This is a genomic window from Paracoccus aminovorans, assembly GCF_001546115.1.
In the GTDB taxonomy this organism is placed as follows: Bacteria; Pseudomonadota; Alphaproteobacteria; order Rhodobacterales; family Rhodobacteraceae; genus Paracoccus; species Paracoccus aminovorans_B.
This window is the reverse complement of the sequence record NZ_KQ955208.1, coordinates 1,282,286-1,299,165: the sequence shown is the minus strand read 5'-3', so window position 1 is coordinate 1,299,165 and position 16,880 is coordinate 1,282,286. Positions and strand designations below refer to the sequence as shown.

At 69.6% G+C, this 16,880-nt stretch carries 16 protein-coding genes; 6 read left to right on the top strand and 10 right to left on the bottom strand.

The window, feature by feature from the left end; all coding sequences use genetic code 11:
- The first annotated feature begins 48 nt into the window (after positions 1-48).
- Entirely contained in the window at positions 49-750 is a 702-nt protein-coding gene (locus tag ASV56_RS06705; RefSeq protein ID WP_062561301.1) for a helix-turn-helix transcriptional regulator, read from the top strand.
- Here the strand turns inward: ASV56_RS06705 and ASV56_RS06700 are convergent.
- Positions 728-2,131, bottom strand: a complete 1,404-nt coding sequence (locus ASV56_RS06700) for an aminotransferase class V-fold PLP-dependent enzyme (protein WP_062561300.1) — start codon at positions 2,129-2,131, stop codon at positions 728-730. The genes ASV56_RS06705 and ASV56_RS06700 overlap by 23 nt on opposite strands.
- Before the next feature lie 94 nt (positions 2,132-2,225).
- On the opposite strand from ASV56_RS06700, the gene ASV56_RS06695 reads away from it, so the two are divergent.
- Genes ASV56_RS06695 through pdeM form a run of 5 tightly spaced genes read left to right on the top strand, consistent with a single transcriptional unit; the run spans position 2,226 to position 8,342 of the window.
- Positions 2,226-2,699 (top strand): Lrp/AsnC family transcriptional regulator, encoded by a 474-nt coding sequence (locus ASV56_RS06695; RefSeq protein ID WP_062561299.1) that lies wholly within the window; start codon positions 2,226-2,228, stop codon positions 2,697-2,699.
- Between the two features lie 30 nt (positions 2,700-2,729).
- The gene (locus tag ASV56_RS06690; RefSeq protein WP_062561298.1) at positions 2,730-3,722 is read left to right on the top strand and encodes a ligase-associated DNA damage response exonuclease; all 993 of its coding nucleotides are present in this window, start codon (positions 2,730-2,732) and stop codon (positions 3,720-3,722) included.
- On the top strand, positions 3,719-5,263 hold the full coding sequence (locus ASV56_RS06685) for a cisplatin damage response ATP-dependent DNA ligase (RefSeq protein ID WP_062561297.1): 1,545 nt from the start codon (positions 3,719-3,721) through the stop codon (positions 5,261-5,263). The genes ASV56_RS06690 and ASV56_RS06685 overlap by 4 nt, the downstream gene beginning before the upstream one ends.
- Entirely contained in the window at positions 5,260-7,689 is a 2,430-nt protein-coding gene (locus ASV56_RS06680) for a ligase-associated DNA damage response DEXH box helicase (RefSeq protein ID WP_062561296.1), read from the top strand. The genes ASV56_RS06685 and ASV56_RS06680 overlap by 4 nt, the downstream gene beginning before the upstream one ends.
- A complete protein-coding gene (gene pdeM, locus ASV56_RS06675) occupies positions 7,686-8,342 on the top strand; it encodes a ligase-associated DNA damage response endonuclease PdeM (protein ID WP_062561295.1) in 657 nt (218 codons plus the stop codon). The genes ASV56_RS06680 and pdeM overlap by 4 nt, the downstream gene beginning before the upstream one ends.
- Positions 8,343-8,405: 63 nt before the next feature.
- On the opposite strand, the gene ASV56_RS06670 is transcribed toward pdeM, so the two are convergent.
- The 9 genes from ASV56_RS06670 to ASV56_RS06630 form a co-directional block, all read right to left on the bottom strand.
- Entirely contained in the window at positions 8,406-9,119 is a 714-nt protein-coding gene (locus ASV56_RS06670) for an outer membrane protein (RefSeq protein WP_253879893.1), read from the bottom strand.
- A gap of 211 nt (positions 9,120-9,330) precedes the next feature.
- A complete protein-coding gene (gyrB, locus tag ASV56_RS06665) occupies positions 9,331-11,769 on the bottom strand; it encodes a DNA topoisomerase (ATP-hydrolyzing) subunit B (protein WP_062561293.1) in 2,439 nt (812 codons plus the stop codon).
- A 229-nt stretch (positions 11,770-11,998) separates the two neighbouring features.
- Positions 11,999-12,334, bottom strand: a complete 336-nt coding sequence (locus ASV56_RS06660) for a DUF1491 family protein (RefSeq protein ID WP_062561292.1) — start codon at positions 12,332-12,334, stop codon at positions 11,999-12,001.
- Between the two features lie 8 nt (positions 12,335-12,342).
- The gene (gene era, locus ASV56_RS06655) at positions 12,343-13,254 is read right to left on the bottom strand and encodes a GTPase Era (protein WP_062561291.1); all 912 of its coding nucleotides are present in this window, start codon (positions 13,252-13,254) and stop codon (positions 12,343-12,345) included.
- Positions 13,251-13,940 (bottom strand): ribonuclease III, encoded by a 690-nt coding sequence (rnc, locus tag ASV56_RS06650; RefSeq protein ID WP_062561290.1) that lies wholly within the window; start codon positions 13,938-13,940, stop codon positions 13,251-13,253. The genes era and rnc overlap by 4 nt, the downstream gene beginning before the upstream one ends.
- A 40-nt stretch (positions 13,941-13,980) precedes the next feature.
- On the bottom strand, positions 13,981-14,769 hold the full coding sequence (gene lepB, locus ASV56_RS06645) for a signal peptidase I (protein ID WP_062561289.1): 789 nt from the start codon (positions 14,767-14,769) through the stop codon (positions 13,981-13,983).
- 29 nt (positions 14,770-14,798) lie between these two features.
- Positions 14,799-15,248 (bottom strand): holo-ACP synthase, encoded by a 450-nt coding sequence (acpS, locus tag ASV56_RS06640; RefSeq protein ID WP_062561288.1) that lies wholly within the window; start codon positions 15,246-15,248, stop codon positions 14,799-14,801.
- Between the two features lie 43 nt (positions 15,249-15,291).
- Entirely contained in the window at positions 15,292-16,023 is a 732-nt protein-coding gene (locus ASV56_RS06635; RefSeq protein WP_062561287.1) for a pyridoxine 5'-phosphate synthase, read from the bottom strand.
- A 32-nt stretch (positions 16,024-16,055) separates the two neighbouring features.
- Complete coding sequence (locus ASV56_RS06630) at positions 16,056-16,877, bottom strand: 4-(cytidine 5'-diphospho)-2-C-methyl-D-erythritol kinase (protein WP_062561286.1); 822 nt, start codon at positions 16,875-16,877, stop codon at positions 16,056-16,058.
- Positions 16,878-16,880 lie beyond the last annotated feature (3 nt).

The window sequence follows — 16,880 nt, the reverse complement described above, 5'->3', positions numbered from 1 at the left end:
TGATGATGCGGCCAGAATGGCCCGGAAACCCTGACAGAAGGTGACAGCATGGCCCGCACCGACCGGCTGATGCGACTGATGGATGCGCTGCGTCGCCTGCCGGCCCCGGTGACGGCGGCGCGGCTGGCGCATGAGACCGGCGTTTCGCCGCGCCAGCTGTACCGCGACATCGCCACGCTGCGCGCCGGCGGTGCGCTGATCGACGGCGAGGCGGGCGTCGGCTATCGCCTGACCGAGGATCCGGCCCTGCCGCCGCAAAGCTTCTCGCGCCTGGAAATCGAGGCGCTGCTGCTGGCGATCTCGGCCCTGCGCGCGCTGGGCGACGGCGAGCTGACCGAGGCGGGCGAGGCCGCCATGGCCCGCATCCTCGCCACCCTGCCCGAGAGCCAGGGCCGCCACGCCATGCATGCGACCATGCGCCTGTTCCGCCCCGCCAGCCAGCGCGCGGCGCCGCGGATCGACATGGCCCTGCTGCGCGAGGCGCTGTGGCAGGAGCGCAGCTTGGAGATCGACTACCTGGACCTGGCCGAGGCCCGCAGCACGCGCGAGATCTGGCCCCTGGGCCTGAGCTACAGCGAGAACCACGTCATGCTGCTGGCGCATTGCAAGCTGCGCGAGGATTTCCGCATCTTCCATGTCGCGCGCATCCAGGCGATGCGGTCCGGCGGCGCCAGCTTCCGGCCGCGCCGGGTGGCGCTGGTGCGCGACTATGTCTGCGCCCGCGCGGCTATTCCGCCGCAATCGGCGTGAAGATCGCCGTGGCGCGGTTGCAGCGATACTGCGCCAGGTCATCGCCCGCGTGATCGGCCAGGTCGCAGACGGCATCCAGGATCGCCTCGACCTCGGCGCGGTTTGCGGCCCAGCACAGGTTCAGCCGGACGAAACCGGGCTTCTCGATCTCGTCGCCCTTCAGGATCGCCGCGCGCAGCCGGTCCGATTCCGCCGCATCCAGCCCCAGCAGCCGGTGCACATAGGGCCCGGCGCAGGCGCAGCCGCCGCGCGCCTGCACGCCATGCAGGTCCGACAGCATCCGCGTTGCCAGCTGCTGGTGGATGAAGCCGCCGCGCCCGTCGCGGATGCGGAAGCTGAAGAAGGGCAGGCGCGGCGCGTCGAGCTTGCCCAGCAGCGCGATCCCCGGATGCGCACCCAGCCGCGCCAGCCCCAGCGCCAGGTATTCGGCATTGCGCGCCGCGATGCGCGGCTGGCCCACCGCCGCCTTGGTCAGCAGCGCCAGCGCGGCGCGGATGTCGCCGACCACGTTCGGCGTGCCGCCCTCCTCGCGCGCCTCGACGCTCGCGGCATAGTCGTGGCCGTGCGGCGAGACGAAGCGCACCGTGCCGCCGCCGGGCAGGCTGGGCCGGTCGGCCACGACCGCATCGCGGCGCAGCACCAGCACGCCCGAGGCGCCCGGCCCGCCGATGAACTTGTGCGGCGAGAACACGATGGCATCCATGCCGAGGCGCATGTCCATCGCCAGATAGGGCGCGCCGCCGGCATAGTCCCAGACCGCGCGTGCGCTCTTAGCCTTCAGGATCGCCGTCACCCCGGCCACATCGGTCAGCGTCCCGGTGACGTTCGAGGTGGCCGAGAAGGCGCCGATCACCGGGCCGGGCGCGGCCCGCAGCGCCGCGCGCAGGACGTCCAGATCCGGGCCGCCGATCCCGGCCTCGGGGATTTCGACCACGCTTGCGCCGCTTTCGCGCCAGGGCAGGATGTTCGAGTGATGCTCGTAGGGGCCGATCAGCACCGTGGTGCCGGGCCCCGCGGCGAACAGATGCACCAGCCGGTTGATCCCCGCCGTCGCCCCGGCGCCGGCAAAGACCACCGCATGCTCCGGCCCGGCACCGACGCCTTCGGCAATCGCCGCCCGCGCCGCCCGGCGCATCCGGGTCATGGTGCCGCCGCAATGGCTGGCCTCGGTGTGGCTGTTGGCATACCAGGGCAGGACATTCTCCATGATCCAGGCCTCCAGCGGGCGCAGCGCCCGGCCCGAGGCGATGTAATCGGCATAGATCATCCGGCGCGGCCCGAACGGCCCCTGGATCACCGCGTCGCGGCCGATGATGCCGTCATGGATGCTTGCCAGCGGATCGGGGCCAAGGGCGGCAAGATAGCTGTCAAACGGGGTCATGGCTCGGTCCTTTCGCGCTTTTGCCGGATCTTGACCCGGGATCACCGCAAAATCACCGCTGGATATTGGCGAAAACCGCGAATATTGTTGTCAAATGAACGGTAAAACTCTCGAAATAGACGAAACCGACAACCAGCTGCTGCGGCTCTTGCAGCAGGACGCCAGCCTGTCGCAGCGCGAACTGGCCGAGCGTATCGGCCTGTCGCAGAACGCCTGCTGGCGCCGGTTGCAGCGGCTGACCGAGGCCGGCGTCTTGCAGGGCAGCCGCGCCGTCATCGACGCCGGCCGGCTGGGGCTGGGGTTGACGGTCTTCATCATGGTCCGCACCCGCCATCACGACGACGCCTGGGCGCGGCGTTTCCGCGCCCGGATCGAGTCCCTGCCGCAGATCACCGAGTTCCACCGCATCGGCGGCGAGTGGGATTATATGGCCAAGGCGGTGGTCGGCGACATGGCGGGTTACGACCAGCTTTACAAGCGGCTGATCGCCGACATGGATCTGGAACGGGTCACCGGCGTTTTCTCGATGGAGACGATCTTTCACGGCCGCCCGCTGGCGCCGGGTTGATTTTCACGAAATGTTCTACATCTTGGGCTCATGCGCGCCGATCCGATCCTTTTGCCGACCGAGGCCGGGCTTTACTGCCCCGAGGGCGATTTCCACATCGACCCCTTGCGCCCGGTCGCGCGCGCGCTGATCACGCACGGCCATTCCGACCACGCCCGCCCCGGCCATGGCGCCGTGCTGGCGACGCGGCAGACGCTGGACATCATGCGGCTGCGCATGGGGCCGGACTTCGCCGGCTCGACCCAGGTCGCGGCGGGCGAGATGCGGCTGGGCGGCGTCTCGGTCGGCTTTCACCCGGCCGGGCATGTGCTGGGCTCCAGCCAGATCGCGGTGACCTCGGGCGATTGCCGCATCGTCGTCTCGGGCGACTACACCCGGCAGCCGAACCCGACCTGCGCGCCGTTCGAAGCCGTGCCCTGCGACATCTTCGTGACCGAGGCGACCTTCGGCCTTCCGGTGTTCCGTTTCCCCGAGCCCGCAACGCAGGTCGAGAAGCTGCTGGCCAGCATGGCCGAGTTTCTCGACCGCCCGCATCTGATCGGCGCCTATGCCCTGGGCAAGGCGCAGCATGTGATCGCGCTGCTGCGCGCGGCGGGCTATGACGCGCCCATCGCCATCCATGGCGCGCTGAAGACGCTGTGCGACTATTACGTCCAGCAGGGCGTCGATCTGGGCGAACTGGTCCCGGCCACGGCCGACGAGGTGTCGGCGCAGCTGGTCATCGCGCCGCCTTCGGCCTTCGCGAGCCTGTGGGTGCAGCGCTTTCGCGACCCGGTGCTGGGCTTCGCCTCGGGCTGGATGACGGTGCGGGCGCGGGCGCGGCAAAGGGGCGTCGAGCTGCCCCTGGTCATCAGCGACCATGTCGACTGGCCGATGCTGACCGGCACGCTGACCGAGCTGGGCCCGTCCGAGGTCTGGGTCACGCATGGCACCGAGGATGGCGTGATCCGCTGGTGCGAGCTGGCGCAGATCCCGGCCCGGCCGCTGCGGCTGGTCGGCTATGAGGACGAGGCCGAGGAATGAAGGCCTTCGCCGCCCTGCTGGAACGCCTGGCCTTCACGCCGGCGCGCAACGCGAAGCTGCAACATGTGCAGCATTACCTGGAACGCACGCCGGACCCGGATCGCGGCTGGGCCCTGGCGGCGCTGACGGGCGATCTGGAATTGCGCCGGGTCACGCCCTCTCTGCTGCGCGGGCTGGCGGCCGAGCGCATCGACGGGCAGCTGCTGGCGCTGAGCTATGATTTCGTCGGCGACCTGGCCGAGACCATCGCGCTGGTCTGGCCCGAGGGTGCCGAGGACGACCCGCCGCTGTCGCAGGCGGTCGAACTGCTGCAGACCACCGGCAAGGCCGGGCTGCCCGGCGCGATCGCCGGGATGCTGGACCGGCTGGGACCGTCCGAGCGGCTGGCCTTCCTGAAGCTCGCCACCGGCAATCTGCGCGTCGGCCTGTCGGCGCGGATGGCGCGCATGGCGCTGGCCGGAATGGGCGCGCCCTCGGTCGCCGATCTGGAAGAGATCTGGCACGGGCTGGCGCCACCCTATGCGCCGCTTTTCGGCTGGATCGGCGGCGGGGCGCGGCCGGAAAGCGCGGCGCTGGCGCCGTTCCGGCCGGTGATGCTGTCGACACCGACCGATCTGGACGAGCTTCGCGCGCTGGACCCGGCCGAGCATGTCGCGGAATGGAAATGGGACGGCATCCGCGTGCAGGCGGTCAGCGACGGCGGGGTCAAGCGGCTTTATTCCCGGACGGGAGAGGATATTTCCCATGCCTTTCCCGACGTGATCGACGCAATGCATTTCGACGGCAGCGCCGATGGCGAATTGCTGGTCCGGCGCGAGGGCGAGGTGGCGCCCTTTGGCGAGCTGCAAAAGCGGCTGAACCGCAAGGCGGTGGGGCGCGCGCTGCTGGCAAGCCACCCGGCCGGCCTGCGGCTTTACGACCTGCTGATCTGGCAGGGCCGCGACCTGCGCGCCGAGCCCCTGACCGTGCGGCGCGCCGTGCTGGAAGGCGCGGATTTCGGGCCGGGCATCGACATCTCGCCGCTGCTGGATTTCGCGAGCTGGGACGATCTGGCGGCCCTGCGCGCCGATCCTCCGGCGGCGGTGATCGAGGGGGTGATGATCAAGCGCCGCGATTCGGCCTATGTCGCCGGGCGGCCGCGCGGGCCCTGGTTCAAGTGGAAGCGCGACCCGATGGTGGTCGATGCGGTGCTGATCTATGCGCAGCGCGGCCATGGCAAGCGCTCGGGCTTTCATTCCGACTTCACCTTTGGCCTGTGGCAGGGCGACGAGCTGGTGCCGGTCGGCAAGGCCTATTTCGGCTTCACCGATGCCGAGCTGCGCGAGTTGGACAAGTTCGTGCGCGCCAATACCACCGAGCGCTTCGGCCCGGTCCGCGCCTTGGCGCCGAAGCTGGTGGTCGAGGTGGCTTTCGAGGGGCTGAACCGCTCGACCCGGCACCGCTCGGGGGTGGCGATGCGCTTTCCGCGCATCAGCCGCATCCGCTGGGACAAGCCCGCGGCCGAGGCGGATCGGCTGGACACGCTCGAGGCGATGCTGTGATCCTGCCGGAGCTGTTTTCGGACTGGTTCGCGCGGCAGGGCTGGCAGCCGCATCCGCATCAGCTGGCGCTGCTGGCGGCGCCGGGCGACAGCCTGCTGATCGCGCCGACCGGCGGCGGCAAGACGCTGGCGGGGTTCCTGCCCTCGCTGGTGGAGCTGGCGCCGGTGGCGGGGCCGGATGGGTATTTGGAAAACAGAGAAAGCCGGAAGGGGCTGCATACGCTTTATGTTTCGCCGCTGAAGGCGCTGACGGCGGATATCGCCCGCAACCTGGGCCGGCCGGTGGCCGAGCTGGGTCTGGGCATCCGCGTCGAGGACCGCACCGGCGACACCGGCCAGACGCAGCGGCGCCGGCAGCGCGTCGATCCGCCCGAGATCCTGCTGACCACGCCCGAGAGCCTGGCCCTGATGCTGAGCTATCCCGAGGCGCCGGCGATCTTTGGCGGGCTGCGCCGGGTGGTGCTGGATGAGCTGCATGCCCTGGCGGAAAGCAAGCGCGGCGACCAGCTGATGCTGGGGCTGGCGCGGCTGCGGGCGCTGTCGCCCGGGCTGCGGGTGACCGGGCTGTCGGCGACGGTCGAGGATCCGCAGGCGCTGGCCCGCTTCATGGCCGGCGCGGGACCGGTCGAGATCGTCGAGGCCGATCCGGGGCCGGACCCGGATATCGCCATGCTGCCAACCGCGCGCCCCGCGCCCTGGTCCGGCGGCGGCGGGCATTACGCGGTTCCCGAGGTGCTGGCGGCGGTGAAATCGGCGCGCACCACGATCATCTTCATCAACACGCGGGCGCAGGCCGAGCTGTTCTTCCAGGCGCTCTGGGCCGCGAATGACGAAAACCTGCCCATCGGCCTGCATCACGGCAGCCTGGCGCGCGAGCAGCGCGCTCGCGTCGAGGCGGCGATGGCGGCAGGCGAATTGCGCGCCGTGGTCGCCACCGGCAGCCTGGACCTGGGCATCGACTGGGGTGCGGTCGATCTGGTGATCCAGGTCGGCGCGCCGAAGAACGTCAAGCGGCTGGTGCAGCGCATCGGCCGGGCGAACCACCGCTATAACGCGCCCTCGAAGGCGCGGATCGTGCCGGCGAACCGCTTCGAGCAGATCGAATGCGTGGCGGCGCTGGAGGCCGTGCGCGCGCACGACCTGGACGGCGAGCCGCGCGGGCCGGGGCCGCTGGACGTGCTCTGCCAGCATATGCTGCTGACCGCCTGCGCCGCGCCCTTCGACGCCGATGCGCTTTATGCCGAGGTGGTGACGGCGGGGCCCTATCGGGGCTTGGCGCGCGCCGATTTCGACGCCTGCCTGGATTTCGCGGCCACCGGCGGCTATGCGCTGCGGGCCTATGACCGCTGGCAGCGGCTGATGCTGCGCGGGGGGCTGTGGCAGTTGCGCGACCCGCGTGCGGCGAAGCTTCTGCGCATGAATGTCGGCACCATCGTCGAGGCCGAGATGCTGAAGGTCCGCCTGCGCGGCCGTGGCGGCGCCCCCCTGGGCGAGGTCGAGGAAGCCTTCGCCGCCGGCTTGACGCCGGGCGACAGCTTCCTGATCGGCGGCCGCGTGGTGCGCATGGACGCGCTGCGCGAGATGGTGGTCGAGGTCACGCCCGATCCCTCGCGACAGCCGAAGATCGCGGTCTATTCCGGGGTGAAGCTGGCCATGTCGACGCAGCTTGCGCATCGGGTGCTGGCGCTGATCGGCGATCCGGCCCATCATGCGGCGCTGCCGCCCGACACCCGCGACTGGCTGGGTTTGCAGGCCGAGGTCTCGCGCCTGCCCGAACCGGGGCTGCTGCTCTCCGAGAGCTTTCCCCATGCCGGGCTGTGGCATTTCGCGCTTTATGGCTTTGCCGGGCGCAATGCCCTGCAGACGCTGGGCCTGCTGCTGACGCGCGCGATGGAGCAGGAAGGGCTGGGCCCGCTGGGCTTCATTTCGACCGATTACGCGCTGCTGGTCTGGTCGCTGGACAAGGTCGCGGATCCGGCGCCGCTTCTGGATGCGGAACGGCTGCGCGCGGGCCTGGGCGACTGGCTGGGCGAGAACGCGGTGATGAAGCGCACCTTCCGCAATGTCGCGATCGTGGCCGGGCTGATCCAGCGCAATATGCCCGGGCTGCGCAAATCCGGGCGGCAGGCGACGTTTTCCAGCGACATCCTTTATGACACGCTGCGCAAATACGACCCCGACCACCTGATGCTGCGCGTCACCGCCCAGGAGGCCGGGCGCGGCCTGGTCGATTTCGGCCGCATCGAGGAGATGCTGGCGCGCTCGCCCCGGCGCGAGCACCGGCTGCTCGACCGCGTCTCGCCCCTGGCCGCGCCGCTGCTGCTGGAAATGGGCCGCGTGCCGATCCGCGGCGAGGGCCGCGAGCGGCTGGCCCGGATCGAGGCCGAGGCGCTGATGCGCGAGGCCGGGCTGGAAGGCATCGGATGACCGGATACCTGTTCGATTTCCATGGCCTGTCGCTGGAGGCGCGGGGCTCGGGCGTGCTGTGGTGGCCGGGCGGGCGTTGGCTGGTCGTGGCCGATCTGCACCTGGGAAAATCCGAGCGCCTGGCCCGGCGCGGCGGCCCGCTGCTGCCGCCCTATGAGGGGCTTGCGACGCTGGAGCGCCTGGCCGGCGAGATCGCGGCTCTGGCACCCGAGGTCGTCGTCAGCCTGGGCGACGGTTTCGACGACCTGGCGGCGGCGCAGGCGCTGGATCCACTGGTCGCGGGCGCGCTGCTGGCGCTGGCGCGCGGGCGGGATTGGGTCTGGCTGCATGGCAACCACGACCCGGCCGCGCCGCGGCACCTGCCCGGCCGCTCGGCGGCGGAGCTGCGGCTTGGCCCGGTCGCGCTGCGGCACGAGGCCGGGCCGGGGCCGGATATATCCGGGCATTTCCACCCGGTGGTGCGCCTGGCCGGCGAGCGGCGGCGCGCCTTCCTGCTGGGGCCGCAGCATCTGCTGCTGCCGGCCTTCGGCGCCTATACCGGCGGCCTGGCGCATGACCATGCGGCCGTGCAGGCGCTGGTCCCGCGTGGACTGGCCATCGCCTGCGGACCGCGGGCGATCCCGCTGCCCATCGGCCAGCCGCGGCGGCGCTGACGAGAAAGGGCCGCCCGAAGGCGACCCCTGTCCCGTCCGTGGAGCCGGATCAGATCTTGCGGATCAGAACTTGAAGTTCAGGCCCAGCTTGACGTTGTGGAACTTCGCCGTGGCGTTGGTTGAGGCGCCGAGGCCGTCTTCCAGGGTTTCCTTGCCGAAGTTGGCGAATTCATATTCGCCGGTCACCGACATGCGGTCGTTCAGCTTTTTCTCGGCGCCCAGGCCGACGATGTAGCCGGTCTTGGAATAGCTGTCGTTCAGGTCGATGGCGCCAGCGCCGCCGGTGCCCTCGACCGAATAGTCGACCTTGGCGCGCGCCACACCGGCGATGCCATAGACCAGCATGCCGGGGCTGACTTCGTAGCCGGTCTTCATGCGCAGGGCGAGGACGTTCTTGACCTTCGATTCGGCGTCGTAACCGTCGGTCGAGAAGCTGTCCTCGACGCTGCCGCCTTCATAGCCCAGCTCGGGGCCGAAGACCCAGCGGTCGCGCTGCCAGCGATAGCCGACATGCACGCCGCCATTGACGCCGTTCAGCTTCAGCTCGTCCGGGGTGCCGCCGAGGCCGCCCACCGAGTTGACGCCGACATCGTCTTCGCCGCCGAAGGCATAGCCCAGGGTCAGACCGGCATAGCCGCCGGCCCAGTCGCCGACCGGAGCGGTTTCGACCACCGGAGCCACGACGCCGCTCTCGACCACCGGGGGGGTGTAGCCACCGGCATTGGCGGCAAAGGCGCCCAGGACGGCGAGGGGAGCGGTCAGGTAAGCTGCGCGCATATTCATCTCTCCTAATGTGACAAGGCCCGGCACAGGAGCAAGTCTCGCGGGCGTCGGATTTGAACCAGAACTAGTCTCGCTAACGCCGCGCTGCAAGCCGCGGGGCACTGATTGGGCACTGTCTCGCACGATGCGCGGCATGATAGCAACAATCAATCTGCGGTTGCGTTAACCTTTGGCGACCCTGTCCCCTGCAACTGCCGGAATTTGGTCAGATGTCCAGATTCTCGACGTTCAAGGCGTTCTGCTGGATGAAGTCGCGGCGCGGCTCGACCACATCGCCCATCAGCTTGGTGAAGATATCGTCGGCCTCGGACAGATCCTCGATTCGGACCTGCAGCATGGTGCGCGCCGCCGGGTCCAGCGTGGTTTCCCACAGCTGCTCGGGGTTCATCTCGCCCAGACCCTTGTAGCGCTGCAGCGACAGGCCCTTTTCGCCTTCCAGGAAGATGGCCTGCAGCAGGCTCAGCGGGCCGTGGATCGGAATGTCGCGGTCCTTGCGGATCAGATGCGCGGTCTGGCCATAGATATCCTGCAACCCTTCGGTCATCGCGCCCAGCCGCCGGCTTTCGCCGCTGCGCAGCATCGACCCGTCCAGGGTGCGGCTTTCCTCGACCCCGCGCAAGAGGCGGGTCAGGCGGATGCCGGCGTCCTGGGTCGGGCGGCCGGTCCAGCCGCGCTCATATTCCTCGGCGATCATGTCCAGCCGCGCGGCGACGGCTGCGGCCACGCCCTGCGCATCGGCATCGACGCGGCCCTGCACCAGCGCGCCGGCGATGGCGGCCTGTTCGGTGATATGCGCCGGATAATGCGTCGGATAGGCGCGCAGGATGCGGCGCGCGATCCGGGCCTCGTCCACCACGCGGGCCAGGTCGGCGCCGGCGATGCTGTCGCCGTTGCCCAGCCGCAGCGTGGCGCCGTCGATGCCCTGCTCGATCAGGTAATCCTCCAGCGCCGCCTCGTCCTTCAGATAGACCTCGGAGCGGCCGCGCGCGACCTTGTAAAGCGGCGGTTGCGCGATATAGAGATGCCCGGCCTCGATCAGCTCCGGCATCTGCCGGAAGAAGAAGGTCAGCAGCAAGGTGCGGATATGCGCGCCGTCGACGTCGGCATCGGTCATGATGACGATCTTGTGATAGCGCAGCTTGCCCAGGTTGAACTCGTCGCGGCCGATGCCGGTCCCCAGCGCGGTGATCAGCGTGCCGACCTGGTCGCTCGACAGCATCCGGTCGAAGCGCGCGCGCTCCACGTTCAGGATCTTGCCGCGCAGGGGCAGCACGGCCTGGTTCTGGCGCGAGCGGCCCTGCTTGGCGGACCCGCCGGCCGAGTCGCCCTCGACGATGAACAGTTCCGACAGCGCCGGGTCCTTCTCCTGGCAGTCGGCCAGCTTGCCGGGCAGGCTGGCCACGTCCATGGCGGTCTTGCGCCGCGTCAGCTCACGCGCCTTGCGCGCCGCCTCGCGGGCCAGAGCGGCCTCGATGATCTTGCCGACAATGCCCTTTGCCTCGGCGGGGTTCTCCTCGAACCACTCGGCCAGCTTCTCGTTCACCAGCCCCTCGACGGCCGGGCGCACCTCGGACGAGACCAGCTTGTCCTTGGTCTGGCTCGAGAATTTCGGATCGGGCACCTTCACGGACAGCACGCAGGTCAGCCCCTCGCGCGCGTCGTCGCCGGTGAAATCGACCTTTTCCTTCTTGGCGATGCCGCTGGTCTGGGCGTAATTGTTGATGACCCGGGTCAGCGCGCCGCGGAAGCCGGCCAGATGCGTGCCGCCGTCGCGCTGCGGGATGTTGTTGGTAAAGGGCAGCACCGTCTCGTGATAGCTGTCGTTCCACCACATCGCCACCTCGACGCCGATGCCGTTCTTCTCGCCCTGGATGAAGATCGGCTCGGCCATGACCGGGGTCTTCGAGCGGTCGATGAACTTCACGAACTCGCGCACGCCGCCTTCGTAGAACAGTTCGGTGCGCAAGGGCTCGGCCGGGCGCTCGTCCTCCAGGATGATGCGCACGCCCGAGTTCAGGAAGGCCAGCTCGCGCAGCCGGTTCTCCAGCGTCTTGAAGACGAAGTCGCGATTCGAGAACGTGCCATCGGCCCGGTCTTCCTTGGACGAGGCCAGGAACCGCACCTCGGTGCCCTTCTCGCCCGGCTCGGCGTCGCCCAGCACGCGCAGATGCTCGACCGTGTCGCCATTCTCGAAGCGGGCGTAATGTTCCTTGCCATTGCGCCAGATGCGCAGCTCCAGCCAGTCCGACAGCGCGTTCACCACCGAGACGCCGACCCCGTGCAGGCCGCCCGAGACCTTGTAGCTGTTCTGGTCGAATTTCCCGCCGGCATGCAGCTGGGTCATGATGACCTCGGCCGCCGAAACCCCCTCGGTCGGGTGCAGGTCGACCGGGATGCCGCGGCCGTTGTCGCGCACCGAGACGCTGCTGTCGGCGTGGATCTTGACGCGGACGAAATCGGCATGACCGGCCAGTGCCTCGTCGATGCCGTTGTCCACCACCTCATAGACCATGTGATGCAGGCCCGAGCCGTCGTCGGTGTCGCCGATATACATGCCGGGACGCTTGCGCACGGCTTCCAGGCCTTTGAGAACCTTGATGGAATCTGCGCCATATTCCGAGGGCTGCGGGGCGGGGGTCGTCATGGTTTTCTTATCCTGCCTTGGGCTCGCATCTTATAGGGGCAAAGCCGGGGAATGTCACGGGAAAGCCACAAGATTTAGCGGTCCGCGCGCCGCGCGCGCGACGTCACGTCGCCACGGCTACGGAACTGCTCCAGACCCGGCTTCTTTGCTCGCCAAATACCCACGCCAAGCGCCAGGCCGGGCGTTCCCGGCGCGCTTTCGCCGTTTTCCGAATACTCCCGGCAAGGGTTCAAGCCAGCCCGTCCTGGTCCAGCAGGGTGCTGCCGTCGCGGCTCTCGATCTCGATCACCCACAGGTCGGGGTCGCGGCTGGCATTGCGGGCGATCTCGGCGTCGATGTCGCGCTCGGGCGCCTCGTTCAGCCGGATCCAGACCCGCCGGTCGGTTTCCAGGTCCCATTCCCGAACCCAGAGGCTGGCCCGCCCGTCCAGCGTCGCGCATTTCACCATGACGCTGCCGGCGGTGTCGTCGCCGTGGCGGGTGACATAGGCCGGGATGTCGGCCAGACCCAGCCGGCGCAGATAGGCCGCGACCCAGATCCCCGCCGCGAGCCTCGCCTCAGCCATCGGCGGCCTCAGGCATCGCCGTCGCGGAAGTCGAGGCCCATCTCGTTATAGCGCTCGGCCTCGTCCAGCCAGTTCTCGCGCACCTTGACCTGCAGGAACAGATGCACCGGCCGGCCCATGAACTCGGCCAGTTCGGCCCGCGCCGCCTGGCCCACGGCCTTGATGGTCTCGCCGCTCTTGCCCAGCACGATGCCCTTGTGGCCGGGGCGGGCGACATAGACGATCTGGTCCACGCGGGCCGAGCCGTCCTTCTTCTCCTCCCAGGCCTCGGTCTCGACCGTCAGCTGATAGGGGATTTCCTCGTGCAGGCGCAGGGTCAGCTTCTCGCGGGTGATCTCGGCGGCGATCATGCGCATCGGCAGGTCGGCGACCTGATCCTCGGGGTAAAGCCAGGGGCCGGCGGGCACTTCGGCGGCCAGCCAATCCATCAGGTCGTTGCAGCCATAGCCCTTTTCGGCCGAGATCATGAAGGTCCGGGCAAAGGGGAAGCTCTCGTTGACCTGTTGCGACAGCGCCAGCAGCACCTCGGCCTTGACCCGATCGATCTTGTTGATGACCAGCGCGACCGGAGTCTTGCCGGCATGCTCGCGCAGGCTCGCGATGATCGCCTGCGCGCCCTCGGTCAGCCCGCGATGCGCCTCGATCAGCAGCAGGATGATGTCGGCATCGGCAGCGCCGCCCCAGGCCGCCTTGACCATGCTGCGGTCCAGCCGGCGGCGCGGGCGAAAGATGCCGGGCGTGTCGACGAAAACCACCTGCGCCGGCCCGTGCATGGCGATGCCGCGGATGCGGGCGCGGGTGGTCTGCACCTTATGCGTCACGATCGAGACCTTGGCCCCGACCATCTGGTTCAGCAGGGTGGATTTCCCGGCATTCGGCTCGCCGATCAGGGCGACGAAGCCCGCGCGCGTTTCGGTCATGTCGTTCCTTCGATTTGCGACAGCAGCACGGCCGCGGCCGCCTGTTCGATGCTGCGTTTGGTGCCCTTGCCGCTGGCCTGGGCCTCGCGGCCGTCGTCCAGCCGGACGGTGATTTCGAATTCCGGCGCGTGGTCCGGCCCTCTGCGCGCGGTCTGGACATAGCGCGGCGGGCTCATGCCCTGGGCCTGGGCCCATTCCTGCAATGCCGTCTTGGGGTCGCGGGCGTCGTCCTCGACCCGCGCCAGCCGGTCGGCCCAGAGCCGCAGGATCACCGCGCGCGCCGCCTCAAGCCCGGCGTCGAGATAGATCGCGGCCAGCACCGCCTCCATCGCATCGGCCAGCAGCGCCTCCTTGCGGCGCCCGCCCGACATCATCTCGGAGCGGCCGAGCTTCAGCACCTCGCCCAGGCCGATCTCGCGCGCGACCTCGGCACAGGTCTCGCCCTTGACCAGCGCGTTGTAGCGCGGCGCCAGCTGGCCTTCGGTGGCGGCGCGGTCGGCCGCGAACAGCGCCTCGGCCACGGTCAGGCCCAGCACGCGGTCGCCCAGGAACTCCAGCCGCTGGTTGTCGGGCCGCGTCGCGGTCGAGATCGAGCCATGCGTCAGCGCGCGGACCAGCAATTCGGGGCGCGAGAATTCATGCCCCAGACGGTCCGAGAAAGCGCGCAGGTCGGCGGAAATCTTCATGTCTCATCCTGCCACGGCGGGGCCGCCGCGGCAATGTCCCTTAGTCCACGGCCTTGAAGAAGCGGTCGGCGCGCCAGGTCCAGAAGTATAGCAGCGACTTGCCGGCGGACGAGAACATGATCCGGTCGGCCCGCCCGATCAGCGCATCCGCCGGCACCATGCCGACGCCGCCCGCCGCGGCCGGCCAGCGCGAGTCGCCGGAATTGTCGCGGTTGTCGCCCATGAAGAAGTAATGCCCCTCGGGCACGGTGAATTCCGGCGTGTTGTCGCCCGGACCGTTGTCGGTCAGGTTCAGCACGTCGTGGCTGACACCGCCCGGCAGGGTCTCGGTGAACCGCTGGGCAACGCATTGGCCGTTCTCGGCCTCGCGGATCGGGCCGGGGCAGGGCAGGCTGCCGGCGGGGCCCTGCGGTTCCTGCGCCTCGACGAATTCGCCCGCCGGGACCTGCGGCGCGGCTTCGCCGTTGATCCACAGCACGCCCTCTTTCATCTGGATGCGGTCGCCGGGCAGGCCGATCAGCCGCTTGATGAAATCGTCGCCGCGCGGATGGCGGAACACCACCACGTCGCCGCGCGCAGGCTCCGAGCCCAGGATCCGGCCCGAGATCGGGCAGATGCCGAAGGGGCAGGAGACGGCGGAATAGCCGTAAGCCATCTTGTTCACGAACAGGAAATCGCCGATCAGCAGCGTGTCCTTCATGCTGCCCGAGGGGATCCAGAACGGCTGGAAGAACAGCGTGCGGAAGACGCCCGCGATCAGCAGCGCCCAGAAGATGGTCTTGACGGTTTCCCAGATGCCCCCATCCGTGCGGGCGTCGCTTTTGGCCATGGCCGTTCCTTCCTGCGAAAGTCGCGCGTTCATGGGCCGCGCGGGGCGGCAAAGTCAAGCCGCGGCGGATGCGGGCTTGCGCCCTCGGGAAGCGCCTCGATCAGCACGAAGGCCTGCGCCCAGGGATGGTCGTCGGTCAGGGTGACGTGGACATGCGCCCGGTGCCCGGGCGGCGTCATCGCGGCCAGCCGTTCCGCGGCCCAGCCGGTCAGCTGCATCCTGGGCTGGCCGGTCGCCAGGTTGCTGACCGCCATGTCGCGCCAGGCGATCCCCATGGCAAGCCCGGTGCCGAGCGCCTTGGAGCAGGCCTCCTTGGCGGCCCAGCGTTTCGCCAGTGTCGCGGCCTCCTGCTTGCGGCGCGCGGCGAGCGCCAGTTCGGTCTCGGTAAAGACCCGGTTGCGGAAGCGGTCGCCGTGGCGCGCGAGCACGCGCTCGATGCGCTCGATATTGGCGAGGTCGCTGCCGATGCCCAGGATCATCGCCAGGCGGCTCCGTTGCCGGGGTATTTGCAGAGCAAAGAAGTCACGGGCGCACCGCGTCCATGCGGCGGCGCATTTCGGTGATGGCGGCGCCAAGGCCCATGAAGACCGCTTCCGCGATCAGGAAATGGCCGATGTTGAGTTCGCGGATTTCCGGGATGGCGGCGATGGGGCCGACCGTGTCGAAGGTCAGGCCGTGGCCGGCATGGACCTCGAGCCCCAGCAGGTGGGCCTGGGCCGCGGCCTGGCGCAGCGCGGCCAGTTCGGCGTCGCGTTCGGGCAGCCGGCCCTCGGTGTCGAGGTCGCAATAGGCGCCGGTGTGCAGTTCCACCACGGCGGCGCCGATGCGGGCGGCGGCATCGATCTGGGCCTGCTCATGGCCGATGAACAGCGAGACGCGGCAGCCGGCCTCGCGCAAGGGCGCGATGAAATCCCGAAGGAAAGCCTCGTTGCCGGCGACGTCGAGGCCGCCTTCGGTGGTGCGCTCCTCGCGCTTTTCCGGGACCAGGCAGACGGCATGCGGGCGGTGGCGCAGCGCGATCTGCTGCATTTCCGGGGTGGCGGCCATCTCCAGGTTCAAGGGCAGCCTGAGCCCGATCAGCCGCTCGATGTCGGCATCGGTGATGTGGCGGCGATCCTCGCGCAGATGGGCGGTGATGCCGTCGGCGCCGGCCTGCTCGGCCAGTTCGGCGGCGCGCAGCGGGTCGGGCCAGGGCGTGCCCCGGGCGTTGCGGATGGTCGCGACGTGGTCGATGTTGACGCCGAGGCGCAGCATGATGGTCCCCCCTGGTGGAATTGCTTGCAGGTTTAGGGATTTGCCGGCGCAAGTCCAGATGCGGCGAGCCACCATTCGGGATGGGCCCGGGCGATGGCGGTGCGGGCGGCCTCGGCCTTGGCCCGGCTGGCGAAGAGGCCGAAGCAGGTCGCGCCCGAGCCGGACATGCGTTGAAGCTCTGCGCCCTGGGCGCGGATCGCGGCCAGGCAGGCGGCGATCTGCGGCATGAACCGGATCGCCGGGGCTTCCAGGTCGTTGCGGCAGGTGCGCAGAAAGCCGATCAGCGTCGCCGCGTCCGGAAAGGCGGGCAGCGGCTCGGGCATCGCTGCATTGTCGCGGTTTTCCAGCGCCTTGAACACCTGCGGCGTCGAGAGGCCCCGGCCCGGGTTCACCAGCAGCAGATGCAGTTCGGGCAGCGCGGGCAGCGGGTCGAGGATCTCGCCCAAACCCCGCATGCGCGTCGGCCGGCCGGCGAGGCAGACCGGCACGTCGGCGCCCAGGGTTTCGGCGCCCTCGGGCCGGGCGTCGAGCGCGCGCAGCACCGCCGCCGCATCGGCCGAGCCGCCGCCGATGCCCGAGGCGACCGGCAGATTCTTTTCCAGCGTGATGCGCGCCTCGCGCCCCGCCAGCCGGGCGGCACGCAGGCAGAGGTTGTCGGGCTCGGCGGCCAGCCCGGCGGCGAAGGGCCCGGTCAGCTCCAGCGACAGCGGGCCGGGCGTGACCGTCACCACGTCGCCGACATCCAGGAACACCACCAGCGAATCCAGCAGGTGGTAGCCGTCGGCACGCCGGCCGGTGACATGCAGCGTCAGGTTCAGCTTGGCGGGCGCCCGCTCGCGCCGGGGCAGGGGCATGGC

Bases quoted from the DNA above. Each gene is read 5' to 3' on its own strand.
- ASV56_RS06630 (WP_062561286.1), bottom strand. From the start codon at position 16,877: ATGCCCCTGCCCCGGCGCGAGCGGGCGCCCGCCAAGCTGAACCTGACG.
- ASV56_RS06660 (WP_062561292.1), bottom strand. From the start codon at position 12,334: ATGGCTGAGGCGAGGCTCGCGGCGGGGATCTGGGTCGCGGCCTATCTG.
- ASV56_RS06695 (WP_062561299.1), top strand. From the start codon at position 2,226: ATGAACGGTAAAACTCTCGAAATAGACGAAACCGACAACCAGCTGCTG.
- ASV56_RS06700 (WP_062561300.1), bottom strand. From the start codon at position 2,131: ATGACCCCGTTTGACAGCTATCTTGCCGCCCTTGGCCCCGATCCGCTG.
- ASV56_RS06690 (WP_062561298.1), top strand. From the start codon at position 2,730: ATGCGCGCCGATCCGATCCTTTTGCCGACCGAGGCCGGGCTTTACTGC.
- ASV56_RS06635 (WP_062561287.1), bottom strand. From the start codon at position 16,023: ATGCTGCGCCTCGGCGTCAACATCGACCACGTCGCGACCATCCGCAAC.
- pdeM (WP_062561295.1), top strand. From the start codon at position 7,686: ATGACCGGATACCTGTTCGATTTCCATGGCCTGTCGCTGGAGGCGCGG.
- acpS (WP_062561288.1), bottom strand. From the start codon at position 15,248: ATGATCCTGGGCATCGGCAGCGACCTCGCCAATATCGAGCGCATCGAG.
- gyrB (WP_062561293.1), bottom strand. From the start codon at position 11,769: ATGACGACCCCCGCCCCGCAGCCCTCGGAATATGGCGCAGATTCCATC.
- ASV56_RS06685 (WP_062561297.1), top strand. From the start codon at position 3,719: ATGAAGGCCTTCGCCGCCCTGCTGGAACGCCTGGCCTTCACGCCGGCG.
- rnc (WP_062561290.1), bottom strand. From the start codon at position 13,940: ATGAAGATTTCCGCCGACCTGCGCGCTTTCTCGGACCGTCTGGGGCAT.
- era (WP_062561291.1), bottom strand. From the start codon at position 13,254: ATGACCGAAACGCGCGCGGGCTTCGTCGCCCTGATCGGCGAGCCGAAT.
- ASV56_RS06705 (WP_062561301.1), top strand. From the start codon at position 49: ATGGCCCGCACCGACCGGCTGATGCGACTGATGGATGCGCTGCGTCGC.
- ASV56_RS06670 (WP_253879893.1), bottom strand. From the start codon at position 9,119: ATGCGCGCAGCTTACCTGACCGCTCCCCTCGCCGTCCTGGGCGCCTTT.
- lepB (WP_062561289.1), bottom strand. From the start codon at position 14,769: ATGGCCAAAAGCGACGCCCGCACGGATGGGGGCATCTGGGAAACCGTC.